Raw genomic sequence first — 22,741 nt, forward strand, 5'->3', positions numbered from 1 at the left:
GGTTTGCATGGAAATCAACACGCATTGCGATGCTTGTATCCACAAGACACCGGCGAGGACATTGACCTGTCGGAGGATGAGGCGGCATCTGGCGCTTTTGCTCAACTCCAGCAGGTTCGCCAACTCATGAGCGATTGGGAGTCTCAGGAGGCCTTGCTCAAGCACCAGATCCAGCAACGAATGGGCTCTGCCAGCTTTGCCAGATTCGCTGGTGGGTCAGTCAGCTGGAAGCGTAGCAAGGACAACAAGGTTTTCAACGCTGTGCAACTGCAGCAAGAGCACCCCGAGATAGCCAAGGCATACATGGGCACCAAGCTGGGATCCCGGAGGTTTCTGCTTCATGCAGAGAACTGAACAGTTCACACGACCAAGCCAGCAATTTATCAACCAACGCATAGGACCCGTCCGCCAGACAAGGCAGACGGGTCTTTTGCATTTATCAATGGAGAGACAAATGATCAAAGGTCTGATGATGACACCGCCTGTGGTGGGCCGGATTTCAATTGGCCGCATCGTGGAGCGCAATGGCAAGCGTCTTCCGCAAAAGGATGACGAGTTCACGATCACCACTCAGGTGCAAAACCGCAATGGCTGGATGCTCCACCCTATGGATGGCATTCTGCGCAAAGAGCTGGAGGACCGGCAATTGATGTCTACAGGCGTGGCAGTCCAAGAGCTTGCACATCTTCCGCCAGAGTTCTCTGACCCAGCGCCAACCACGCTGCGATCCAAGTTGGCAAAGAGAGCATCTGGGGCCAACAAGTCCTCGGGCAATGCCGTAGCTGGCACCAGTGTTCAAGGTGCAAATATGCAGGAGGTCCAGGCAATGAACGCGCCAGTAAAAATCAAGCTGCGCAGCATTCCAGTGCGACTCTTGTTCAATGACCCGGCGTTGAACCTACGAGCCAACTACACCTTGTTTAACCGAACAACAGCCAGACCTATCTGTGTAGGAGATGGTCAATCGTGCAAACGCATGACTGCTAAAGGCATTGAGGCCATGCAGTGCAAAGGGCCAGATCTTTGCGCCTTGGCCATCGATGGTGGCTGTAAGCCCTTCGGCCGTTTCCATGTTCGCATTGATCATCCCGAATGCCAGGCAGATGCGCTCAGCACCTTTGTGCTGCGGACCACAGGAATTAACTCGATGCGCACGTTGCTGACTCGGATGCAGTATCTGCAAGCGGTCAGTGGCGGTTTGCTGAGTTTTCTGCCGCTGGAGATCCGTCTGCGGGCCAAGTCCACCAACATGTCCCACAGGACTCCCATCTACTACGTGGATCTTGGTTTACGCGATGGAATGGCAATGGACGCTGCCATCGCCCAAGCCGTTGATGTAGCGGAGCATGACCGAAAGACTGGGCACGACCAGGAGGCGTTGGAACATGCAGCCAGAAGTGGCTATGCATTGGGACTGTTTGAGGAGTTGGAGCAGGAGGCGACGGAGATCGTGCAGGAGTTCTATCCCTTGAACGAGGGAGTCGAACAAGGCAATGGTCCTTCAAGTCCCCAGCGCCTGAGGGCCGCTAATCATGCCCAATGAAAAGCCCGGTGGAGCTATCCGCACTGGCGTACAGCACCATTTCGTCCATGGCCTTCGTTTTGACACCATGTGGAGCTACCAAGTCCAGTCGCTAGATGGTGGCAAGAATTGGACCCGGCTTAGCCTCGAAGCAGGTGCAGACCCCGATGGGATGACGCTTGATCCTGAAGGGGCTATGTGGTGCGTGCGTTGTTGCGCCTCTGTCCTTGCGCAGCGGCCCGTGCCGCTGAAGCGATTGCACAAAATGCTATACGGAAGGTGTGATGGCGCGCAAGTTGAGGCAGCTTTAGCTGCGCTCCTGCCAGGATTTGATGTCCACATGGAGAATGGACTGAATCGGGCGCTGTTGCAGGATACGTCTCAGTTGATTCAAGCTGGTGGCAGTATGCTTTTGCGATTGGAGCGGGCCGGCGCAAAGCATCAGCAGCCACCAAGTTGGATGTGGGTCGTTGGAGTTGAGCTGAGAAATTCCGAACGTGGCGTGTCAGGTATGTTTGGCCTAGATCAGCCTACGCAAACCTCTGCGCTTTTGCTGATCGGACGCGATCTCTTGCCGTCATGGGCATCAGGCTATGGAGCCAAAGCCATCTGTGATGAGGGCGGCATTTGCTCAGTTCGAGGTGTGGACGCTCAGACCTGGCAAGGGGTTGTGAGCTGCGCAGTCAGAATTTTTCCGAGATAAAAGCGATAGTTCAGATCTTGTCAGCATGCACGCCGCTAGGCGGGAGCGGTGATGAGATCTTTTTTTTGCAAGCAGCCGATGCGCACTCGAAAATCTATGTCAGCTCAGTTCAAAAATTCCTTGTGAATTTCTTTGACCTTGTCACCAAAGCCCTTTATCCACTGCTCCAGCATAAGACTATCCACGACAGTAGCGGTAATTTCCAGCCATCCCTCTTCTAGTTTCCGCACCTGCTGATCCTTTGAGAGCGGCGTCTCCATAAGATGAAATCCCGCCTCGTGCCGAATGCAGAACTTGAGGCGAATTTTTTTTCCTTCGCCGAATCCAAAACGTCCGTCGTTGTCATATCGCTGCAAATCGAATTCCGCCGGCCGCTCGAAAGTCAGGGTGGACTTCTGCGCCTTCCGGATGCGGTGCAATGCCAAACTGCGTTCATTGTCAAAACCTTCATACCGGCACACTAAGTAAAGACGCGAGCCCTGCTGGGCCAAGCCCAAAGGCATGACCTTGATGGATTGGTGCTTACCCGAGGCATTTTTGTAGTCCAGATCAAGCCATTGGTTGGCATACAGCGCGTCGCTCACTTCTTCCAGCACGCCGGGGGCATAAGTGGGGGGCAAAAGGGGCTGGCCAGTAGCGACCACGCGCACTTTGCGCGGCCATTCGCGCTCTAGCCGAGCATTGGAGTTGCCGCCCAGGTTGCGCCGAGCCTGGGTAAAGAAACTGTTCATCGATTGCATCAACCGCGCGGGTAATAGGTACTTGAGGTGCTCCTCGGCCAGTTGCAGCAACAGCGATTCCTGCGGTGTGAGATGAGGCACGGCGAGGTGCTGGGCGCGCTCGCGCCATCTGTAGCCGTAGGGCTTGCTACGGTCGTCTCGATCGATCTCGAAGTGGCGTGAGAGCATTTCCAACTGGCGCTGGATGGTGCGCTCGGTGCGCTCCAAGCCAGCATCCTTGAGCTGACGGTGCAACTCGGCGGCGGTGATCTTGTGGCTACGTGGAATGCGGCGCAGCAACTCCACGGCGAGCAGCACGGTTTCGTAGGTGTCAGGGCGCTGGGGCATGGCGTTAGTTTGACACGGGCTGGCCGGTGAAGGCGTTCCACAGTTGCACCTTGGTCGAGGTGTCCAAGCGGCAATACAGCAGGGCTTCAAGTTCTGGGGGCATGGGGCTGGATTGTTTTGGTGCTATGGATGGCACCATCCTTGGCGGTGCGACGAATTGTGTCGCTTATGGTTTTGTGGTTGATTTTGGCCTTCAGCAGTTTGTTGTCTGGCGCTGATAGCTTTCAATTCTGAGCTTTTATCAGTACTTGCTAGCATGTAGCAAGACCACTGAAACATCATCCTGTGCTCCCGCCCGCCGGAATGCACCGTGCAATGCGCGCAGACCGTCGTGCGGCGATGGCGCAGCCTGCCAGATGGCCTGCATCTGCACATCGTCCAGAGAGCCGTGCAATCCATCGGTGGCCAACAGGTAGGCATCGCCGGGGAGCGTTTGCCCGTGCCAGATGTGCAGCCAGTCGTCCGGCGCGGTGCCGTCTTCGCCTGCGTCGTCATCTCCATCCAGCACCAGGCAGTGCAGCAGACCCTGGTAGATGGAAGCGTAAGTATCCGCCTGCCCGGCGTCGGCCTCGCCTTCGTCCAGCATCTGCTGCCAGGCCGTGTGGTCGCGGCTCAGTTGCAGCCACTGCACACTGCCATCGGCTTGCGGGCGCAGGCGCCAGATGCGTGCATCGCCGCTGTTGACGGCGCACACTTGTCCATCGACATACAACAGGCTTGCCAGCGTGCAGGCCGCGCCACGGGTACGGGGTTTCAGGTACCGGGCCAGCCAATCCTGCCGCGCCTGACGCACCATCCCTGGCAGTTGCCGGGCTTGTAGTGGGGTTGTGATTTGGGCGGAGTGCAACACCTGCAAGAAACTGCGGCTGGCCAAGTCTGCGTGGGGGCTGGATGCCACGCCATCGGCCACCGACAGCCATGCAAAGCCGCCAGGCGCATCGAAAGCCCATTGGCCGAGCGGCGTTTGCTGGACGTGGCGCTCGTTCAGCGTTTGTAGCGCCAATGCATCCTGCTGCGGCACCGGGCGGGCGTGGCGCAGAGCTTTAGGGTGCATGGATTGTTGGAAGGCCGTGACGCGCAGGCTGTTTTGTTTACCGGCAGCCATGCAGTTCCATCAGCCGGGCAATCCGGTCGCCGAATACCTGAATGCTGTCATTTCGAGTCAGGCCATGGCTGTTAACCATGAAGGGGATGATTACGACAAGCGTACCTTCCGCATTGAGGCTCCACCACAGGTCGCGGCCATCGATGAATTCGTGGTTAAACGTGGCACTTTCCTCGTGAAATGCCAGCTTGAAGTCGGCGCGATATTGCTTGCCCAAGCACAAAATAAGCTTGGGCCGAGCAGTGCTCGCCCATTTTCGCATTTGCCCAAAACGGTGGATTTTGCACCAATCGATGTACTTCTGCTTGGAGGAAAAACCCGTGACGGCGGCGTAATGCTCATGCCAGCGGGACTGACTGGTATCCTTGAAGGCTACAGGGTAGAGGTTCAGCTTGAAGTAGCCGCTTGAGCCCTGAGTGAAGGGCTTGGCACGGCTGCAGAAGTCGCGGTAGCCAGATACGTTGATGCCATCAATGGCGCTAAGTATTTTCAGGGCCTGACGGTTGAAGATGTAGGCCAGGTTGTGCGAGGCATGGTCGTAGACCTCGCGCGGGTGGGATTCATCACGCTGTATTTCTGCCTGGAGATCTTCGGCAGTGCGGGATCCGCCCCACTCGATACCGCACAGCCAGATGGCACGACGCTCAGGGCTGCCAATGTCTCCGCCGTCGCAGCCTGAATAGGACTTGGCCCATGTTTCAAAAATTGGATTTGCTGTCATCGAATTTCGAAATTTCTAGAAGAAGTTGCAGGAGTAAATCATCCTCTAAGTTAAAAAGCCGAGGGCATGGCTCAGGGCGATTCGCGACATTGATCAGTAGTTGTCCAAGCCGCCAGTCAGGGTGTTTCTTCCACACCTCCTGAAGTGCATTAAGGATTGCGGGGATTCGTTCGGGATTTCTCATTTTTATTTTTCTCATATCTCGTCAATGAAGCCAGGTTCATCCTGCTCGGCGTTTTCCATCGCCAACTCCAGCGGCTGGTAGAAGAACTTCACATTGTCGAAGCGCATGCGGTCGTCCGGGTATTGAAGATAGGCTTCCAATGCCTGGTACAGCAGCAAGTCCTTGTCATAGGGCACGTCCAGGTAAATGTCGCCCATTTAGCCTCCCATCATCACCCAGCCGAACATGAAGGGCGCGCAGGGCTGCCAGACGATGTCTTTGGCGTCCAGCCAGTCGATAATCTGCTGGCGGACGAGCAGGGTTTCCCAGGCTTCCAGCCGGTGATCCCGCCATTGCTGCTGGGCATTAAGCTGGTCGTCTGGCGGAGCTGCTTCCAGTCGCTCCTTGAGGGCGCGGTCGTAGAACGAGAGCATCAGCACGCCGCGCCGCTGGATGCGGGCGATGTGGTCGATGGTGTGGATCAGTTGAGGCATGGCGACTCCTTGCATAGCTGCATCATCCGGCACGGGTGCGACGAAGTGTGTCGCTTCCAGTGGATCAGGATCGGCTGGGCGTAAGGATGGAGTTCTGTAGCGTCTGGTCAAGTTCAGCAGCCCGGTGTTTGCTCAGTCCCTCCCATGGGTGGCAAAAGACGACCCGGTGCTTGCAGTTCCGAAAATCACTCTGCGAATCGTCTAAGGCAATCCATGGTTTGTCGGAAGCGTGGTGTTCTTGCAGCCATTGGAGTATTTCCCATTCCCTTACGTGCAAGCGTGGTGGCCTGTCAACCGGATAGGTGGGCGTAGTTCAGACAATGCGTTGCGCAATGTCTGCAGAAAACAAGGCGCGCAGTTGCGGCAGGCCAAATTGCTGGCGCCATGTGGAACTGAGGACGATTTGCACACCGGAATGCCGGCGCATCACCGCCTCAAACCTGGGTAGATGGCAAAAGCAGATCTCTTTGGGCGTCGGCTCGCCATCATACTGGGGGTGCAGTACCCCATCGAAGTCCAGAAAAAGAAAATTAACCATCGGCGAAATGACTCCGGTACATCAGGGGGGCTGCAGGAATCATCCGGCATGAGCATGGTAAATCGTGTCACCTACAGCAGGTTGCGCTGGGTATGCAGGACCTTCAGAAATTGCCCCTTTCATTCGTAGGCGCTGTTTAATAGCACAGACTCGGTAGTCACTGCGCTGCAACGTGATGCGGGGCGGTTGGTTGAATTGGCGACGGTTCTGCCCGAGCCAGCGCCCGAACGCCTTGCGGAAAAATGCTGGGGCATGTTCAGTCGTGTTGAAGCAGCTGTGCCGCAATCCCTTCCAGAGCCTCCTTGGCCTCCAGCGCCAGTTCAATGTCGCCGGGGTTGTGGATGTTTGCCTCATGCAAATTGATGCGGATCAGCCGGCTGCCGCGCTGCTGCATGCGCCGGGTGAAGTTGCGCACCGTGGGCAGGGCGCGGCCCGCGCCAATCTCGATGACTAAAGGGGCATGAGCGCTGTCCAGCCACATGTCGAGCAGCATGCGCTGCTGGGCGCTGCGCTTTTCGTTCCAGTGCCAGTCGTCGAACATCTGGATATTGGGCCGCGCCCACGCTCCGCAGTGGGGGCATGTGGGCAGATCGCCCAGCCATTCGCACGCGGCGTCGTTCACCTGAGGGTACAGGTCCACCGTGGGCCAGATGCTGCCTTGGCAGTTGACCGTGCATTGCAGCCGGTGGAGGGAGCCGTGGCACTCGTACACGCGGGCGGACGGGAAGCCCGCCTTTTGAAAGTGTCCGTCCACATTGCTGGTGAACACGAAGCAGCCTTGCTGCATGCGCAGCCCCCAGGCGTGGAGCAGGTCGAAGCCAGAGTGCGGCGTAGTGGCTCGGTACAGACTGAGCCGGTGGCCATAGAAGCCCCAAGCGGTTGCGGGGCGCTCCTGGAATGCCTGGGGCGAGGCGATGCTTTCAAACCGCAGGCGGCTGCGGCCCAGCGCGGGATAGGCGCGCCAAAAACCTTCGTCGCCCCGGTAGTCGGGCAGGCCGGAATCGATGCCCATGCCTGCGCCTGCCGCCACAACCATGCTGTGCGCGGTGCGGACCCAGTGGGCGGCCTGGGCGATTTTTTCTTGCAGCAGCAAGTCGGGCCCGTTGTGGGCGCCTTCGGCAATGCGCCAGTTTTGGCCCTGCTCGTCGCAGTCCAGGATGTCGCCGCGCATGGCGTCGCGCAAAAGCGTGGCGTGTTGGTGCCCGATGCGCAGGGCGCGCTGCAAGCTGGCAATGCTGGGGTCGCGACGAAAGAGTACGAGCTGGCGTGCGCGCAGGTACAGCGGGTCGTCGCGGCCGGTGGAGGGTGTTTCGGTGGTCATGCCGCCATCATGAAGCGATGTGCGACAAGTTGTGTCGTTTGCTGAAACTCTCAGCAAAATCGGCATCTAGAGCATATTCATCAAGCGCCAGGAGCCTGTCGGACTTGGAAATCACCGGCTGCAAATCGACTGCAGCGGCCCATCTTTACCGTCTTTTAGCCCAATAGTCGCGTTGCGTGCTGGGCTTGTTGTGCAGCTTGAAGTAGTCCTCCATGAACTTGCAGCACAGTACCGCATGCGTGGGCTCTGCACGGGCGGAGGTCTTGGCCGCGCTAGGATCACCGCCCTTGAGCACCTGTAGGTGCTCATTGATCTTCCAAATTTTCTCACTGCATGCAAATTGAGAACCGACGCTCACACTGTCTGCACGTGCGGGCTGGCCGGTCTACCTTTGTCGGCTTTCCGCGAGTTTTGAATTTTTCTCGCTGAAGTTTGAACTCGGGGTGTTGATTTCCATGCAAACCTGACCCACCGGGGGTTAGTGGGTCACTTCTGTGTGGAAGTCAACACTCGGGGCGCATTGAGCCCAGCCCGAGGGGGTGCCGGGGCTGCTTTCAGCCTGTCGCCGGCCAGTGAGGGTCCTGCTGCACCTGGTCAATTTGAAGGTAGGATGGCGGCTATCGGCCAGGAGCAGTCATTGAGACGTTTTCAATCGCGTGTGCTTGGTGCTCATTGCCGACCACCTGGTAGCAGCCCTATGAAGTTATTAAGCCGATGTTCGAGGACTATTTCACCCTTCAACTAAGATTTGCAGGCCGCTACTCTTCGGTAGCCCACACGTCGTTTGCAGCTGCCATCTCCAGTTGCACGAACTTGCGCCGTCGTTTGAACCTAATGGGAGTCGAAGGCGAAAAGGCTTGGAACAACTTGCTGAATTTCGCAGATACGAATTCATCTAGTTTGGTAGCAATAGTGGACAAGTGTGTTCACCTTCATGAGTTTTATGGCTCCAACTCCAAAAATTCTGCTTTTGGTTGTTTTTCCTACGAACCGCCCAATGTTGAAGGGGTTGTCCGCATTCATTTTTTGCCGGCGGTGAATCAAGAAAGCAGCCCCCTGTCTCCGGAAAGAATCGCTGAAAGAAGGTGCGAGCTGAAGGCCATGTTTGCAGAAATCCGCCTGCTCCAACCGCGTGCAAAAGTTGTGCGCGGTGTCTCTTGGCTTTACAACTTGAATGCCTACAAGCGTCTATTCCCCGCTGCTTTTGTGGCAGCCATTGAGGAGCCTCGGTTTCCTGTACACCTAAATGGGACTTCTACTTGGGGTCAAGTTTTGGACTGGCGGCAAAGGGTCAAGCCCGACATAGAGGGGAGGATTGCTAGCGAGTTCCCGAACATGCGTGAACAAGCGCCATGGGAGATTTTTCCGCTGAAGGCATTGACTACTCATTGTGAAATCGAGAAGTTCTACGAACACCTTCTTTAGCTACACCGAATGTCTCTTCAGGGTCGACAATCGCCATCTGAATTACCTGACACTGGCCAGGAGCAGTCATCGGCATCAGTAAAAATAGCCCCATGCAATCGAAAGCCAATTCCCCAGCCAATAAAGCTTGCCCAGTAGTCATTCGAGGCCAAGGGGCGTTCGAAGTTTTGGCATTTGCTCATCCTTTGGCTGGCTTACAACTGGTCAAAGGCACTATTGAGCCAAACGAAAACTCTAGAGATGCAGCACTGCGTGAGTTACGCGAGGAAAGTGGCCTCAGCGCATCGCAGATTTTGGCGGATTTAGGTACTTGGGTTTCTGGCTATGAAAACCAGATTTGGGCATTCCATCTTTGTGACATAGACGGCCTGCCTGACTCATGGACATTCAGAACCACCGATGACGGTGGGCATGACTTTCAATTCTTTTGGCATCCACTGTCGCAGCAACCGAGTGAACAATGGCATTGGGTATTTCAAGGAGCATTGAAATACATCGCCAGCAAATTACCTAAGGAGCATGGTTGACTGCTTTGGGTTGTGGATTCAACCGGTCGGTGCAACACAATGACCGCCTCTGGCGGAAGGAGTGTTGGCATGAAGCAAAGACCGCGGATTTACTACACCGAAGCCCAGAAGGCCCTGATGTGGGATCGCTGGAAAGCTGGCGATACCTTGCACGAGATCGGCAAGCTGTTTGACCGGCCGCATACCTCCATTCACAACATCCTGAGCGCAACGGGTGGCATCCGGCCTCCTGCAAGACACCGAGCGCACTTGGCGCTGTCTCTGCCCGAGCGCGAGGAGATATCGCGCAGCCTGGCCGCCGGTGAATCCATCCGCTGTGTAGCCAGGCGGTTGCAACGCGCAGCGTCCACCATCAGCCGTGAACTCCTGCGCAATGGCGGTAAGACGTGCTACCGGGCAGCGAAAGCCGATGAGGCAGCCTGGGAGCGGGCGCGCCGCCCAAAGGCGTGCAAGTTGGCTAGCAACCCAGCGCTGGCTCACATCGTGGCGGTTAAATTGCAGAGCCAGTGGTCACCCGAGCAAATAGCGGGATGGCTCAAACGAACTTACCCGGACGACAAGGATTTGCAGGTGTCTCACGAAGCCATCTACCGCACGCTATTCGTCCAAACCCGCGGGGCCTTGAAGAAAGAACTGCTGGAGCACTTGCGGCGCACCAGGGGGATGCGTCGCTCACGCCACTACACCCAGAAGACCCCCATCCATGGACGGATCGTCGATGCCGTGCCCATCAGCGAGCGGCCAGCCAGCATCGAGGATCGGGCAGTGCCGGGCCACTGGGAGGGGGACCTGTTGTTCGGCGATGCCTACAGCCAGATTGCGACGCTGGTGGAGCGTCAGACACGCTACGTGATGCTGGTCAAGTTGGTGGACAAGGACTCCTACACCGTTGCTGCGGCGCTGGCCAGGCATGCACGGACCTTGCCACAAGAGCTCTACCGTTCCTTGACCTGGGATCGGGGATCGGAAATGGCGGGCCACAAACGCTTCACCGTGGCCACCGATATCCAGGTGTACTTCTGCGATCCACAAAACCCCTGGCAGCGCGGAACGAACGAGAACACCAATGGCTTGCTCAGGCAGTACCTTCCCAAGGGCATTGACATCTCACGCTACTCCCAAGATGAACTGGATGCGATTGCGAGAAAATTGAATGAGCGGCCCAGGAAGACCTTAGGGTACAGAACCCCGACTGAGATGTTTAATGAATGCGTTGCATCGACCGGTTGAATCCACAGTCGTTCTGCTACGTTCGCGGATCGGCCAATACCAAACGTTATCGGCTACGCTACTGGACCAATGCTTAATAGTACGTAACTCATCTTCTGCCGAGAGACGGTTGACGCCGACCTTGTCACTCGCACGCTCGCACTTCAACCAACGCTCAGCTACAAGGCCGGTGATCTCATTGCAGTTGGCAACATAAAGCGGGTATCTTCTGTAGGCATGTGGAATCTGCGTCTGCCCGGCTACCAGGCTGTCGAATCGGTTGAGGAACAACTTGTTCGAAGGGTGACGCTACTGCAAACGAAGAGGGAGCGCTTTGCCCACCTACGACGGCTTGGATACTCGCCCTATCTTGATTGCAGAGCCGAGAAGGGATCTCTTTCGCTCTGCGTCGAACCTGATGTTCTTGCCGGCCTGGGGACGCTGGGCATTTCGCTGAGCGTGTGGCTTTACGAGGCGCCTGCTCAAGACTGCAAGCTCACATGAGTAGTTGCACTGGGGAAGAGAGAACAGTCCCTTTGGGTCGGGCTGCGATAGTCGCGGATCGGCTGTCGACAGCACTCATTCGCGAGCCGACATAGCGGGCTTCCTGCATCCCCAGTGACTTTCTGTTAGCAAGGTGCTGCTGCGGACCTGAAAACAGTCATTGGGGAAGTGACTGTTTTGAAGCTCTGAAAGAGCGCTATGACTAGACGAGTGGTAGTTCGCCGAACTGCAATCAGCGGCAGCAACCGCTGCAAAGCGGAAGTTGGTTCAGCATGACCTCAGAAAAAAAGAGAGTGATTGCCAACGTCTCGGAGAAGCCTTTTTCACCATAGACCGTTCCTCGGTGACGGGTGGCTCATGGTCTTGGTATGCCGCCCCAACTGAAACGATCTGAGTTAGTCAAGAGTTGCATGCTGTGGAGCTCTGAGCAACATCCAAACCTCTGTATCTAAGGCTTGCGCAATACGCTCCATGTTGGATAGCGAAACATTCCAACGAGACCGCTCCACTGCCGACACATAGGTTCTGTCCAGTTCACACTCCAACGCCAAGCGCTCCTGTGACCAGCCTTTTTCAAATCGCCTAAGACGGATCCAATAAGCCAAGACATCGCGCAGATTGTCTGGGTCGGGAAGTTGTGTGGGAGGTTGAGGCTTGGCTGACACCCCAACAGGATGCATTTCTGATACATTTGCATCTACGGAGTTTGCTTCACATATGAATTCATCTAGATGATCTCTTTTATTGCTAACCTGATTCTTTGCGTTCTTTTTGCGATCTGGATGATGAGCCTGTTTGGATGGTGGTTGGTGCCTGCTTTCATCATCTGGATCCTGATCGGCTTGGCCGGCGGTGGCAAGAAATGACGGTGATCAGGCGCCGAGGCAAATCAAGTGTCTTTGACTGATCTAGAAAGCGAGTGTTGAATGGCGATAGGAAAGCTGATTTGCAGCTATTTGGTAGCAGGCATGGTGTTTGTACCTTTTGTGTACTGGAACAACGCCAATGGCTACCGCTCTCAGGGGCTGGCATACAACGTGGGCCAGGCCATTACAGGGGGCATCCTCTTGTGGCCTTCGTACCTGTTTTCCATCGAGCCAGAGATTGACGGAGACTCTGCCGAGGACTTCGGAAAGTCTTTTCGAGACATGCTCGAATACCGTAACAGCAAGTGGTTCGCAGGAAGTAGTGACAGCGGACGCAGAAGCGAGAACCGCCGCATGATGGAAAAATCGTTGGCGGCATGCGTGCTGGCATTCGATACTGCCAAACGCCTCGTTGATGAAAGAGGTGCGTGGAGCAGTGTGCAAAGCGGCACAGAGCCTTACTTTAAGGCTCTAGAGAAGAAGGTCATGAACCACTTCGATGGCGAAGACTTTGCAGGTTTCACCAAAAAGGGCATGGAATGCGTCAAGAAACTGTGAGGCATATCATGACCACTGCCCATGCCTCTTTGATCACGAGCATGCACAAGTGCGGATCCATTGGCATGATTACTGTAGCGGCGATCAGTGCAATGGCACTAACGGGTTGCACCTCAACCGAAGACAAGGTCTACAAGGCCTTTAGATGTGCAAAAGTTGCCAGCCTTCTAGGAAGCGATTCCGCTGCTAAAAGAGCGATGAGCAAAGTCACGATTGAGATGGAAAAGTTGACCACGTCGGCCAGCCCAGAATACATCGGAAGAAAGCTTAACGAGCGATTTGATGAAGAGGCTCCTCTATACCGATACGGTCCCGCCAGGCGCACTGCGGTGCTGACCAAGGCCTATGAGAGCACCGAGTGCCAGAGCTATTACAAGTGAAGCAAGCAGTGGGCCAACTACCCGCTGCTTTTTTCTTTGCCTGAGAGATCTACTTTGTGGAAACAGTTTGCTCCATAGAACTATGCGCAAATCCTTGGCGTATCGATATTCATTACTTGAGCACTTATCTGCGTTAACTGCTTTTTCCGTACGGCCTCCAACTTAAGCTTCTGCCTTTCATTAAAAAAACCACGACGGAAAATCTTGGTTCTTTCTGGGAGCATCAGGCGTACCATTACATCTGGCTTGCTAAGGTAGTCCGCAATAATCCACATGCCATTTCGGAAGGCGGGTTCCTGCCCAGAAAATGTCCCCAGACCGCAAATCTTCAAAGTGGCCTTGTGATCGCTCGTATTGCAATTGAAATGCACGCCAAGGCCCTGTGTGACTTCCTTTTCCCAATATTCACCAAAGATACGTGCAATCCGTGCATCGGTACGCACCACGTTGCCGTCCATGAAAAAGACACTATGGGCATGCACGCCCTTTGCTTCGCCATGCTCAAACTTGACTGCATAGCCTGCAAAGCTATCGGAGAAATGAAGCTTTACATAACAAAGCAACTGCTCCCAATGGTTCTCTATATTCTCCAAAGGGAAACTTGTTCGACTCACTGATTGTGTGTAGCCAAAGTCTATTCGAATCACCATGAGCTTGGAGTAGATCTCTTTTAAATCAGTTGCATAGTTAAAAAGTGAGTCTCTGGTTTTTTGTTGATTTCTTCTAGAACTATCTAGCTTTGATACAAATGTGGGGTCGTGAAAGACGTCGATTAGACAATCAAATATAGATTGCATTGCCTTTTCATCATCCACAAACCAGCCTAGATTTGATCTTAGCTCCCGACTTGACATATGCTGATACAAAATGAGTAGAGCATACGCATAAGCGCTTCTAGAGCGTTTTAGCAATGCAATGTCGAAACTAATGCAAGGCTCATTGATAAACTCACTCCATATGTTCTTAATTGTATTTATTACTGATCGCTTTGCTAGAAGGTTTGAAGCATGAGTGCTTTTGAATTCCTTATGAAAGCAAATAATGCAACGCAAGTTATTTCTCAAAAAAGAAAAATAGATCAAAGGTGACCCCTTGAAGCATGGCTTAATTGATTCGGTGACTAACATAATGAGGCTCAAGGAATGTTGTTTAACTCACGCTAATTGAAGAATTCTTCAAATCAAAGTATATATTTCTGCATTGCCTTAATGTGCCTTTGCAGCATACTTGATTAAGTAATAACATAAACTCCTTGGTGTTGAAGGTGTAAAAACTATTGATCACCAAGGAATAACTCAATTAAACTGGTTAAAAGTAAGAGTTTTAAATAATAATGCTGGTGAAAAGTTAGTTCCGGAATAAGTGATCAACTACACCCTGTCAGAAGCGTTGCGAAAGCTGCGAAATTCGCAGCTTTCGCATTCGTTATGCACTCTAGGCTTGCTCAGCCAGCATCGGACCTAGGGAGTTGTGCCGATGCTTGAGGGCTGAAGCGCACGACATTTTTCCGCCCTAGGGTGGTAAGCGCAACAACACCCCTCGCAGCTAATTGAGCTAATGCGTCATCAAGCAGTGCTTTGGGCCTGAGTGGACCACCATTTTCAAGCTCTGATTTTTCGAAATAAATTTCTCCATTCAATGATTTCGCCATGCCTAAAAATCCACCATTCATCAAAATGGTGACTTTATCAGTGAGGAATTTATTCAGTCGCATGGCATTTGCTTGCGTTATCTCCTCATGGCTTCGAATTCCAAATAGCTGCTTGAAATTATTTAGACTTTTAATACTCAAAGTGCGTGCATACAAAGCAGTTTTAACATCAATGTCGCCAGGCCGGCCAAGGCTGTAATGAATCAACGCAGCAATGCGCGACATGATATTTGCAATTTTTGATGCGCAATCTTTAACATCAACCAAGCTTCCACCTGCTCCCAACTCTGATTCGACAGCGTTGTATAACTCCAGCCAAATTTGCTGCGCCTGTGGAGAGAAGCGAACAACTGTCCGCTGATCAGATTTTCTCTGTGTTGACGCCTCCAAATATTGCAACAAACGCTGATGCAATCGTTTGGTTGCCTCGGTGTTTTTGGGGTCTCCCATCTGAGATGGATGAATTTGACGAGAGCCTTGGGTTGATAGTGGTTCGACAACCCAGAATCTAGCCAATAAACCTGAGATCCGGGCTATTCCAGTTTGCTTACCCAGGTATCCTCGGATCATAAGAGGTTGCAGCATCAACGAAATCGTCAGGCGTGGTGACGGAACATATATAGGAGGCATTTTGGCTCTCCCTACATCAATGGGTCGGCCATCCCATATTGCCGACAATGAAGGCAGGCTCTCTGCATTTCGTGAGCTAAACAATCCTGTCGATTCAGACGCAACCAAAGCAGCACTGGGCCAACTCGTAGCCATGCCTATTTGCAAATTTCTAATGGACTCATCGCGGTAGATAAAACGAGGCGCCACTGTCCTGGTTGGCTTTGATCGCAGCACATCGGCTAGGCGATCTTCAATCTCACCCAATGGTGATGAATCACGCAAGGCGGCATCCAGTTCTTTACGGACTTGATTGACCTTTGCCTTCCAAACCATCATGTCGCGATCGAACAGCTGATTGTCTTTTTCAGCCTTGAGGCGATTTCTATGATCTATATCAAAAATTGGCTTGAATATAAAATTCTCAATTGTTGACTTGCGCTCTCCCGAATCAGCGCTTGACAGCAGAAACAGTGAGGTGGGACCTCTTCCTCCTCCTGGACAATCAACATCTATTAGGTGTTGGCATGCGATCGACATTGCGCCGAGAAGTGTTGCCTCGGTCAGCTCAGGTGGCGCAGAGGTGGCGTCAACTATTTCCTTGACAATGTCGTCCAACAGCGAAAGCTCCAACGGCAGGACTTGCTTCTCTAGTGTTGGGCGCTGATTCAGTTTGAACCCGCTAGGGCCCATACGCGTTGACCAATGGGGGGATTTGAGTGGCGCGTTCATTTCGTTTCCTCCTGATTCAAGTTTGCTTGCCTGGATGAGACCCATGCATTGACTTCGGCGAGTCTCCAAGCGATGACGCGGCTAGATAGCCTGATGCGTTGCGGAAAATCCGCCTTGAATCTGGGGGATCGCGGACTGATCCAGTCGTAGAACGTGGACTCCGAAATGTTAAGTAGCCTCGCGCACGCGACTGCGCGAATCAGTTGATCCGATGGAGAAAAAGAATTTTTGAAGCTCATGGCGAAAACCTTGAGCGCACAATCGTTGCCTGACCAATCAAATGATGCGCTGTGAACCGCTGCGTTTTTGTATGCAGCGGGAGAGATGACGGCGATTTATATAAGAGCAACACGTTGCTCTGTTCTTATACACAGGCTAAATACGCTATGCGTATCGCCATTTATCGCGTCACCTCCGACAGGCGAGGTGATGACAAGGTACGATTGCGTTCCAGTTTCGCGCTCTTCCCTTGTCATGCGTATACCTAGGCGTGGAGTTGATTACTGGTGAACCACGTCTACCTGCGACCATTGTTGCAGCGGTCGGCTAAGTTAATGTCCCTGCAAGCGGACTGGAGACTACGACTCCAATGGGAACAATTTTGGTTGCCAATAGAGGCCTATGTCAAGCAAAATATGTCACAGAGCGTTACTGCGGAATGATTCTTGAAGTGGCTGTGCTTTTTGGGCCTGGCGTTGGCAAAAGTCAGCCCAGTCTTGCATCATGTCCCTGCGCTTTTCCAGCGCATCGCCTCTGCGGTAGGCGGCCTCGACTTTGTTGGTAAGGGTATGCGCAAGTGCTTGTTCTGCGATGTCGCGGGGGTAGTTGGTTGTCTCTCCAGCCCAGTCTCTGAAGGTTGACCTGAAGCCATGGGGTACGGCATCCACCTCCATGCGTCGCATGACTGCCAACAAGGCCATGTCCGAAAGCATGCCTGATTTGCTGGATGGAAATATGTACGGGCAAGCCACCAGTTTGGGCATGTTCTTGAGAAGGTCCAACGCCTGGCGACTCAATGGGACTCGGTGCTCGCTGCCTGCCTTCATCCGTTCAGCAGGAATCACCCATATCCGGTTTTCCAGATCGATTTCATCCCATGTAGCACCTCTGACTTCCCCGCTGCGTGCTGCGCAATAGATGGCAAATTCCAGGGCTCTGGCGGCTATGCCTTCGCGTTGGCGCAAATCGGCCATGAATGCAGCCATGTTGCCGACCTGTATGGCTTTGTGATGAACCACTTTTTGGATGCGCGTCGGCGGTGCAAGAAGTTTGTCCAGGTGACCTTTCCATCGGGCTGGATTGTCTCCTTGCCGGTAGTGCCTGGCAGTTGCCCAGTCCAACACACTTTCCATACGACCACGGATTCGTGTGGCCGTTTCCGTCTTGGTTTTCCAAATAGGCTCGAGCACCTGCAGTACATGGGCTTGTGCCACATCTTTGACCATGAGCTTTCCCATCACCGGATACACGTAGGTCTCCAGGGTTGATGTCCACTGAGCACGATGTTTGGGATTTTTCCAGCTGTCTCCATGCGCATCGATATAGGCTAGGGCTGCTTGAGCAAAGGTGACCTCGGTGGCTTGCTGGGCTTGCAAAAGACTCTTGGCTTCTTTGCGTTGTGCAATGGGGTCGTTGCCGTTGATGATCTCATCCCTGGCCTGGCGTGCTTTTTCGCGGGCCTGTGCAAGTGGCACTGTGGGGTAGGCGCCCAGGCCCATGTGCCTGCGCTTGCCTGCAATCATGGTTCTCAGCACCCATGACTTGGCACCGGTGGGGGTGATGTAGAGATATAGTCCGACGACACCACCGGCTGGATGATGTCCAGGCTCAGTCAGGCGACTGATGTCGAGCGCACGAAGTTCTTTAGCAATTTTTGGCATGATTCGACTCTTGCCTCGGAACTCTTCAAGCCGGGCCTGACAGTTAGAATCCGGGCTTTTCACTCAATGGAATATCTACCATCCAATCTACCATAAAAATTTGTTCCAAACCAAACCGCGTTGCACCTCTTTGGACTAACGAAAACTACAACTAGTTGATTTGAAAAGACAAGTGGTACATGCCGGACTCAATTGGACTTCATTTCAACGGACTCCGTTTCCGCCAAGAATAAAACCCCTGAGTGTTCTCGCTCAGGGGTTTTTCTTCGTCTGGGTGGTGTGCTCTTCACTCATCGCTGAATCGCGTCTTGTCGGAGTGTGGCCTGCGTTGATTGCGGCGCATGTCCGTGGCCAGGCGCTGGGCCATGCTTACGCGGTTCGACATGAAGGACGCCATCCATGTGCGTTGGCTTGCCTTCAGGGCGGCAGCCACACAGCCTCAGGGCTGCGCGCTGCTCAGTTCCTTATCAACGCTATAGGGCGGGATGGGAAGGTGGCCAGTCTGCAAAAAAGCTGATGACGGCTCCGGCACTCACCCTGGCACCTGTCAATCTACAAGCGACGCTTAATCCAGCCCAATGCTCTGCACAATCGTGCCCTCTTCGGCAAAGGCCTTCTTCGCGAAGGCGCTGTAATCCTGGGCATTGCGGTACTCCAGCCGCACCCCATAATTTGCGGCCGCCTGCTGGAAGGCGGGGTCGTCCATGGCAGACTTCACGGCGGCTTCGAGCTTGCGCACAATCTCGGGCGGCAGGCCCCTGGGGCCAGCGATGCCCAGTGGCGATGGCGTCACTACGTCATAGCCCTGCTCACGGAAGGTCGGCACATTGGCAAAGGCGGGAGGGCGCGTTTCCGAGGCAATGGCCAGCGCACGCAGTTTGCCTGACTGCATATGCGGAAGCACCGTATTGCCAAACACCCCTGTCTTGGTGTGGCCCGCAATCAAGGCATTCACCGCCTCGGCATCGCCCTTGTACGGCACATGGGTGAACTGCACGCCCGCCTTCTTCTCCAGCAAGGCCATCAGCACATGGTTGGCCGAAAACTTGCCGGGCGTGCCGTAGTCGACCGAGCCGGGCTGCTTTTTGGACTGCTCGACAATGTCCTTGACCGATTTGTACGGCGAATCCTGCGCCACGGCCAGCAGAAAGTCATACGACATAAAGGCCGCCACATAGCTCAGGTCGGCAACCGGATCGTAGGCCACCTTCTGGATATGCGGCTGCCGGAATATCGCTACCGGGCTCAAGGTCAGCCGGTAGCCGTCGGGCTTGGCATGCTTCATGTCCATCACCCCCATCGAGGCCCCGGCACCCGGCTTGTTCTCGATGATGATGGACTGGCCCAACTGCTTGCCCATCGACAGGGCCAGCGCCCGCGCCACCACATCACTCACACCCCCCGCCCCATAGGGCACGATCAGCACGATAGGCCGGTTGGGGTAATCAGCCTGTGCCACGGCGGGCGCGGCAAAACCCGCAGCGCCCACAACGGCAATGCTGGCTGCGAAAGCGGCAAAAGTACGGCGTTGCATGGTTGTCTCCTTGCATGAATGGTTGTTGTCTCTGCAGTCTAGCGAAGCCACCGCTGCGCATCCCCAACACGGGTGACAGCAGGATGGCACCGGCGGCGGGGTCATCTTGGCGAACGGTAGCGCTCGCTGGATCAGGGTGGCGAGTACCCAGCTCTGGTGTTGCACTGGAGCCCGGGTGAGCGGTGAAAGCATGGCGAGCGGGTTCAGAAGAAAAAAAGCCCTACAAATAGGCAATTTGCAGGGCTTTGTGGTGCGATGTTGGTAGTGCCTAAGCGGTACGCTCCTCAATCCAGCCGCGGATGCAGATCGATGTATTTCTGCTTGCGCAGCTCCAGCGCCGCAATCTGCTCTTGCAGCTTGGCAATCTCGCCATCGATGTCTTCCACGCTTTGCTCGATATGGTCCAGCGTCTGGATCAGCAGCTCCTTGGCCTCCTGCTTGCTGGAGGCCGCTGGCGTGGCGCCGCGCAGGGGGCGGTTGGCGGTTTCCTTCATGAAGATGCCGGTGATGATGCCGACCACGGCGACAAACATCAGGTAGTAGGCGGGCAGGTAGAGGCTGCCGGTCGAATCGACCAAGGCGGCGGTGATGGTGGGCGTGAGGCCGGCGACGATGATGGCGATGTTGAACGAGGCGGCCAGCGCACTGTAGCGGATGCGGGTCGGGAACATCGCAGGCAAGGTGGAGGCCATCACCCCGGTAAAGCAATTCAGCACAATCGCCAGCATGAACAGGCCAACAAAGATCAGCGCGATCTGGCCGTTGATGATCAGCCGGAACGCGGGGATGGCCAGCACCAAGAGGCCTATGGAGCCAACGATCACAAAGGGCTTGCGGCCAAAGCGGTCGCTGGCCAGGCCGATCACCGGCTGCACAAAGAGCATGCCGATCATCACGGCGATGATGATCAGCACGCCATGGTCTTCGGAGTAGTGCAGGTTGTGCGACAGGTAGCTGGGCATGTAGGTCAGCAGCATGTAGTAGGTGATATTGGTGGTCAGCACCAGGCCCACCGACACCAGCAGGGGGCGCCAGTAGCGTGTCGCGATTTCCTTGAAGGAGATGCGGGGGCGGTTCTCCACATCCTCCTGGTCGTCCTTTTCCATCTGGTCGAGTTGTTGCTGAAAGGCGGGCGTTTCTTCGGCTGCATGGCGCAGGTACAGGCCTACCAGGCCCAGGGGCGCTGCCAGGAAGAAGGGCACGCGCCAGCCCCAGTCCAGAAAGCTCGCCTCGCTCAGCAGGCTTTGCAGCAGGACCACGACGCCCGCGCCGGTGACAAAGCCCACGATGGAGCCAAAGTCCAGAAAGCTGCCCAGAAACCCGCGCTTGCGGTCCGGCGCAAACTCGGCCACAAAGATGGCGGCGCCGGTGTATTCACCCCCCACCGAGAAGCCCTGCGCCAGCTTGCACAGCAGCAGCAGGATCGGCGCCCAGATGCCAATGCTGGCGTAGGACGGTATCAGCCCAATGCAGAAGGTGCTGGCAGCCATGATGATGATGGTGATCGACAGCACCTTCTGGCGCCCGAACTTGTCACCCATCACGCCAAAGAACAGTCCACCCAGCGGCCGTACGAGAAAGGGAATCGAGAAGGTGCCCAGCGCGGCAATCATCTGCACACTGGGCGACGCATCGGGGAAGAACACCTTGCCCAGCGCAAAGGCGACAAAGCCATAGACGCCAAAGTCGAACCACTCCATGGCATTGCCCAGCGCGGCGGCAGAAATCGCCTTTCTGAGCTTGACCTTGTCGACGATGGTGATGTCGTGCAGCTCCAAGGTGCCGCTTTGGGTGGGGATCAGCGGCGGCGAAGGAGGCGTCGGATTGGCCGCTGTATTGTTGTTGGTGGTATCCATGCGGTTCCCCGGTAATTATGGGTCGCCATCTTCGCCAATCGCTGCCCGCCCGTCTGTAGGACGAGGGGGCCGCGCGCTGCCGCCAAACTTCGCCAGCCACCCGTTATGGGTGGTCGGGCCGGGGTGGGGGGCGCCTAAACTCTTCCTGAGCATCTTCTACACAATGACGAGACAAAGGAGTTCCATGTCCGAAGCTTTTATCGTGGCGGCGCAACGCACGGCGGGTGGCCGCCGAGGTGGCCAACTGGCCGGCTGGCATCCGGTGGATCTGGCCGCGCAGGTCATCAATGCGCTGGTCGAAGGTGTCGATGCCGACCCGGCCGCTGTGGACGATGTGTTTCTGGGCTGCGTCAGCCAGGTGGGCGAGCAGTCCAGCAATGTGGCGCGCAATGTGGTGCTGGCCTCCAAGCTGCCCGAATCGGTGCCCGGCACCAGCATCGACCGCCAATGCGGCTCCTCGCAGCAGGCCATCCACTTTGCCGCGCAGGCGGTGATGTCGGGCGCGATGGACATGGTGATTGCCGCCGGCGTCGAATCGATGACCCGCGTGCCCATGGGCAGCCCGGGCGGCCTGGCGCAAAAGGCCGGGCTGGGCCACTACCACAGCCCCGGCATCGCCAGCCGCTATGGCGATACCGTCTTTAGCCAGTTTGTCGGTGCCGAGATGGTGGCGCGCAAGTATGGCCTGGACAAGGACGCGCTGGACCGCTACGCCTTGCAAAGCCACCAGCGCGCCGCTGCCGCCAGCCGCGCAGGCCACTTTGCCGCAGAGATTTTGCCGATTGCGGTGCGCGATGCCAGCGGCGCCTTGACGCAGGACCTGCATGCGGTGGACGAGGGCATCCGCTTTGAAGCCACCTTGGAAGGCATTCAGAGCGTCAAGCTGCTGCAGGAGGGCGGCTTGATCACCGCAGCCAATGCCAGCCAGATGTGCGATGGCGCCAGCGGCGTGCTGATCGTCAATGAGCGCGGCCTGCGCCGCCTGGGCACCAAGCCCCTGGCGCGCATCCACCACATGACCGTGCTGGGCCATGACCCTGTCATCATGCTGGAGGCCCCGGTGCCCGCCACCCAGCTGGCCTTGAAGAAGGCCGGCATGCGCCTGAGCGACATCGACCTCTACGAAGTCAACGAGGCCTTTGCCTCGATCCCGCTGGCCTGGCTGCAGGCGCTGCAGGCCGATCCCGCGCGCATGAATGTGAACGGCGGCGCCATTGCGCTGGGCCATCCTCTGGGCGGTACGGGCGCCAAGCTGATGGCCACCCTGGTCCATGCGCTGCACCAGCGCGGCGGCCGCTACGGGCTGCAGACCATGTGCGAGGGCGGGGGCATGGCGAATGTGACGGTGATTGAGCGTCTCTAGCACTGAGTCGTGG

23 protein-coding genes and 2 pseudogenes are annotated in these 22,741 nt (G+C 55.6%); 10 read left to right on the plus strand and 15 right to left on the minus strand.

What is annotated here, in order from left to right:
• A pseudogene (locus tag H928_RS0103390) lies at positions 1-354 on the plus strand (endonuclease); the annotation flags it as partial.
• 100 nt (positions 355-454) lie between these two features.
• Positions 455-1,543 carry a hypothetical protein gene (locus tag H928_RS33010; protein ID WP_052329713.1) on the plus strand — a complete coding sequence of 363 codons (1,089 nt, stop codon included), beginning with the start codon at positions 455-457 and terminating at the stop codon, positions 1,541-1,543.
• Positions 1,544-2,329: 786 nt separating this feature from the next.
• Here H928_RS33010 and H928_RS0103400 read toward each other — a convergent pair.
• From H928_RS0103400 to H928_RS32025, 8 genes and pseudogenes are all read right to left on the minus strand, one after another.
• Positions 2,330-3,292, minus strand: a complete 963-nt coding sequence (locus H928_RS0103400) for a YafY family protein (protein ID WP_021025255.1) — start codon at positions 3,290-3,292, stop codon at positions 2,330-2,332.
• 241 nt (positions 3,293-3,533) lie between these two features.
• Entirely contained in the window at positions 3,534-4,397 is an 864-nt protein-coding gene (locus H928_RS0103405; RefSeq protein WP_021025256.1) for a PP2C family serine/threonine-protein phosphatase, read from the minus strand.
• Positions 4,384-5,118 carry a hypothetical protein gene (locus tag H928_RS0103410; protein WP_021025257.1) on the minus strand — a complete coding sequence of 245 codons (735 nt, stop codon included), beginning with the start codon at positions 5,116-5,118 and terminating at the stop codon, positions 4,384-4,386. The genes H928_RS0103405 and H928_RS0103410 overlap by 14 nt, the downstream gene beginning before the upstream one ends.
• 195 nt (positions 5,119-5,313) lie before the next feature.
• Positions 5,314-5,499 carry a hypothetical protein gene (locus H928_RS25920; RefSeq protein ID WP_052329708.1) on the minus strand — a complete coding sequence of 62 codons (186 nt, stop codon included), beginning with the start codon at positions 5,497-5,499 and terminating at the stop codon, positions 5,314-5,316.
• Entirely contained in the window at positions 5,500-5,775 is a 276-nt protein-coding gene (locus H928_RS25925) for a hypothetical protein (protein ID WP_148293019.1), read from the minus strand.
• Positions 5,776-5,839: 64 nt separating this feature from the next.
• Positions 5,840-6,313 (minus strand): annotated as a pseudogene (locus tag H928_RS33015) (HAD domain-containing protein).
• 256 nt (positions 6,314-6,569) lie between these two features.
• Positions 6,570-7,700, minus strand: coding sequence for a Sir2 family NAD-dependent protein deacetylase (locus H928_RS0103425; protein WP_239644879.1), 1,131 nt, complete (start codon positions 7,698-7,700; stop codon positions 6,570-6,572).
• A gap of 79 nt (positions 7,701-7,779) precedes the next feature.
• Positions 7,780-7,992, minus strand: coding sequence for a hypothetical protein (locus tag H928_RS32025; RefSeq protein ID WP_158400452.1), 213 nt, complete (start codon positions 7,990-7,992; stop codon positions 7,780-7,782).
• 356 nt (positions 7,993-8,348) lie between these two features.
• Here H928_RS32025 and H928_RS31300 point away from each other — a divergent pair, with 356 nt between their 5' ends.
• From H928_RS31300 to H928_RS34010, 4 genes are all read left to right on the plus strand, one after another.
• Positions 8,349-9,059: a hypothetical protein gene (locus tag H928_RS31300; RefSeq protein WP_043338483.1), complete on the plus strand. Its 711-nt coding sequence runs from the start codon at positions 8,349-8,351 to the stop codon at positions 9,057-9,059.
• Between the two features lie 92 nt (positions 9,060-9,151).
• Positions 9,152-9,586, plus strand: coding sequence for an NUDIX domain-containing protein (locus tag H928_RS30530; protein WP_084635646.1), 435 nt, complete (start codon positions 9,152-9,154; stop codon positions 9,584-9,586).
• 69 nt (positions 9,587-9,655) lie between these two features.
• The gene (locus H928_RS0103435) at positions 9,656-10,816 is read left to right on the plus strand and encodes an IS30 family transposase (RefSeq protein ID WP_027010505.1); all 1,161 of its coding nucleotides are present in this window, start codon (positions 9,656-9,658) and stop codon (positions 10,814-10,816) included.
• Between the two features lie 90 nt (positions 10,817-10,906).
• Positions 10,907-11,299, plus strand: a complete 393-nt coding sequence (locus H928_RS34010; RefSeq protein ID WP_084635648.1) for a DUF4279 domain-containing protein — start codon at positions 10,907-10,909, stop codon at positions 11,297-11,299.
• 395 nt (positions 11,300-11,694) lie between these two features.
• Here the strand turns inward: H928_RS34010 and H928_RS30540 are convergent, their stop codons facing one another.
• Positions 11,695-11,979, minus strand: coding sequence for a helix-turn-helix domain-containing protein (locus tag H928_RS30540; protein WP_148293020.1), 285 nt, complete (start codon positions 11,977-11,979; stop codon positions 11,695-11,697).
• A 51-nt stretch (positions 11,980-12,030) separates the two neighbouring features.
• On the opposite strand from H928_RS30540, the gene H928_RS33955 reads away from it, so the two are divergent.
• From H928_RS33955 to H928_RS31305, 3 genes are read left to right on the plus strand one after another with little or no spacing between them, the layout of a single operon-like run.
• Positions 12,031-12,165 carry a hypothetical protein gene (locus H928_RS33955; RefSeq protein ID WP_255343146.1) on the plus strand — a complete coding sequence of 45 codons (135 nt, stop codon included), beginning with the start codon at positions 12,031-12,033 and terminating at the stop codon, positions 12,163-12,165.
• 60 nt (positions 12,166-12,225) lie between these two features.
• Positions 12,226-12,723, plus strand: coding sequence for a hypothetical protein (locus H928_RS0103445; protein WP_021025261.1), 498 nt, complete (start codon positions 12,226-12,228; stop codon positions 12,721-12,723).
• An 8-nt stretch (positions 12,724-12,731) separates the two neighbouring features.
• The gene (locus tag H928_RS31305; RefSeq protein ID WP_148293021.1) at positions 12,732-13,103 is read left to right on the plus strand and encodes a hypothetical protein; all 372 of its coding nucleotides are present in this window, start codon (positions 12,732-12,734) and stop codon (positions 13,101-13,103) included.
• Between the two features lie 80 nt (positions 13,104-13,183).
• Here the strand turns inward: H928_RS31305 and H928_RS30545 are convergent, their stop codons facing one another.
• The 6 genes from H928_RS30545 to proP all read right to left on the minus strand — a co-directional run bounded on the left by H928_RS30545 (position 13,184) and on the right by proP (position 21,365).
• Positions 13,184-13,918 (minus strand): inovirus-type Gp2 protein, encoded by a 735-nt coding sequence (locus tag H928_RS30545; RefSeq protein WP_158400454.1) that lies wholly within the window; start codon positions 13,916-13,918, stop codon positions 13,184-13,186.
• 629 nt (positions 13,919-14,547) lie between these two features.
• Entirely contained in the window at positions 14,548-16,095 is a 1,548-nt protein-coding gene (locus tag H928_RS30550; protein ID WP_158400456.1) for a YfjI family protein, read from the minus strand.
• Complete coding sequence (locus H928_RS34015; protein WP_084635662.1) at positions 16,092-16,334, minus strand: AlpA family phage regulatory protein; 243 nt, start codon at positions 16,332-16,334, stop codon at positions 16,092-16,094. Before H928_RS34015 ends, H928_RS30550 begins: the two co-directional genes overlap by 4 nt.
• A 399-nt stretch (positions 16,335-16,733) precedes the next feature.
• Positions 16,734-17,975 carry a site-specific integrase gene (locus tag H928_RS0103460; protein WP_021025264.1) on the minus strand — a complete coding sequence of 414 codons (1,242 nt, stop codon included), beginning with the start codon at positions 17,973-17,975 and terminating at the stop codon, positions 16,734-16,736.
• A gap of 565 nt (positions 17,976-18,540) precedes the next feature.
• Entirely contained in the window at positions 18,541-19,509 is a 969-nt protein-coding gene (locus H928_RS0103470; protein ID WP_021025266.1) for a tripartite tricarboxylate transporter substrate binding protein, read from the minus strand.
• A 284-nt stretch (positions 19,510-19,793) separates the two neighbouring features.
• On the minus strand, positions 19,794-21,365 hold the full coding sequence (proP, locus tag H928_RS0103475; RefSeq protein ID WP_021025267.1) for a glycine betaine/L-proline transporter ProP: 1,572 nt from the start codon (positions 21,363-21,365) through the stop codon (positions 19,794-19,796).
• A 184-nt stretch (positions 21,366-21,549) separates the two neighbouring features.
• Between proP and H928_RS0103480 the strand changes: the two genes are divergently transcribed.
• A complete protein-coding gene (locus H928_RS0103480) occupies positions 21,550-22,728 on the plus strand; it encodes an acetyl-CoA C-acetyltransferase (protein ID WP_021025268.1) in 1,179 nt (392 codons plus the stop codon).
• The last annotated feature ends 13 nt before the right edge of the window (positions 22,729-22,741 follow it).

The organism is Comamonas sp. B-9, from assembly GCF_000410635.1.
Taxonomy (GTDB): domain Bacteria; phylum Pseudomonadota; class Gammaproteobacteria; order Burkholderiales; family Burkholderiaceae_C; genus Comamonas.

Bases quoted from the DNA above. Each gene is read 5' to 3' on its own strand.
- H928_RS31305 (WP_148293021.1), top strand. From the start codon at position 12,732: ATGACCACTGCCCATGCCTCTTTGATCACGAGCATGCACAAGTGCGGA.
- H928_RS0103445 (WP_021025261.1), top strand. From the start codon at position 12,226: ATGGCGATAGGAAAGCTGATTTGCAGCTATTTGGTAGCAGGCATGGTG.
- H928_RS33955 (WP_255343146.1), top strand. From the start codon at position 12,031: ATGATCTCTTTTATTGCTAACCTGATTCTTTGCGTTCTTTTTGCGATC.
- proP (WP_021025267.1), bottom strand. From the start codon at position 21,365: ATGGATACCACCAACAACAATACAGCGGCCAATCCGACGCCTCCTTCG.
- H928_RS0103410 (WP_021025257.1), bottom strand. From the start codon at position 5,118: ATGACAGCAAATCCAATTTTTGAAACATGGGCCAAGTCCTATTCAGGC.
- H928_RS0103480 (WP_021025268.1), top strand. From the start codon at position 21,550: ATGTCCGAAGCTTTTATCGTGGCGGCGCAACGCACGGCGGGTGGCCGC.
- H928_RS0103460 (WP_021025264.1), bottom strand. From the start codon at position 17,975: ATGCCAAAAATTGCTAAAGAACTTCGTGCGCTCGACATCAGTCGCCTG.
- H928_RS25920 (WP_052329708.1), bottom strand. From the start codon at position 5,499: ATGGGCGACATTTACCTGGACGTGCCCTATGACAAGGACTTGCTGCTG.
- H928_RS0103405 (WP_021025256.1), bottom strand. From the start codon at position 4,397: ATGGCTGCCGGTAAACAAAACAGCCTGCGCGTCACGGCCTTCCAACAA.
- H928_RS30530 (WP_084635646.1), top strand. From the start codon at position 9,152: ATGCAATCGAAAGCCAATTCCCCAGCCAATAAAGCTTGCCCAGTAGTC.
- H928_RS0103435 (WP_027010505.1), top strand. From the start codon at position 9,656: ATGAAGCAAAGACCGCGGATTTACTACACCGAAGCCCAGAAGGCCCTG.
- H928_RS31300 (WP_043338483.1), top strand. From the start codon at position 8,349: ATGTTCGAGGACTATTTCACCCTTCAACTAAGATTTGCAGGCCGCTAC.
- H928_RS33010 (WP_052329713.1), top strand. From the start codon at position 455: ATGATCAAAGGTCTGATGATGACACCGCCTGTGGTGGGCCGGATTTCA.
- H928_RS30540 (WP_148293020.1), bottom strand. From the start codon at position 11,979: ATGCATCCTGTTGGGGTGTCAGCCAAGCCTCAACCTCCCACACAACTT.
- H928_RS30550 (WP_158400456.1), bottom strand. From the start codon at position 16,095: ATGAACGCGCCACTCAAATCCCCCCATTGGTCAACGCGTATGGGCCCT.
- H928_RS0103470 (WP_021025266.1), bottom strand. From the start codon at position 19,509: ATGCAACGCCGTACTTTTGCCGCTTTCGCAGCCAGCATTGCCGTTGTG.
- H928_RS0103400 (WP_021025255.1), bottom strand. From the start codon at position 3,292: ATGCCCCAGCGCCCTGACACCTACGAAACCGTGCTGCTCGCCGTGGAG.
- H928_RS25925 (WP_148293019.1), bottom strand. From the start codon at position 5,775: ATGCCTCAACTGATCCACACCATCGACCACATCGCCCGCATCCAGCGG.
- H928_RS34015 (WP_084635662.1), bottom strand. From the start codon at position 16,334: ATGAGCTTCAAAAATTCTTTTTCTCCATCGGATCAACTGATTCGCGCA.
- H928_RS0103425 (WP_239644879.1), bottom strand. From the start codon at position 7,700: ATGCCGATTTTGCTGAGAGTTTCAGCAAACGACACAACTTGTCGCACA.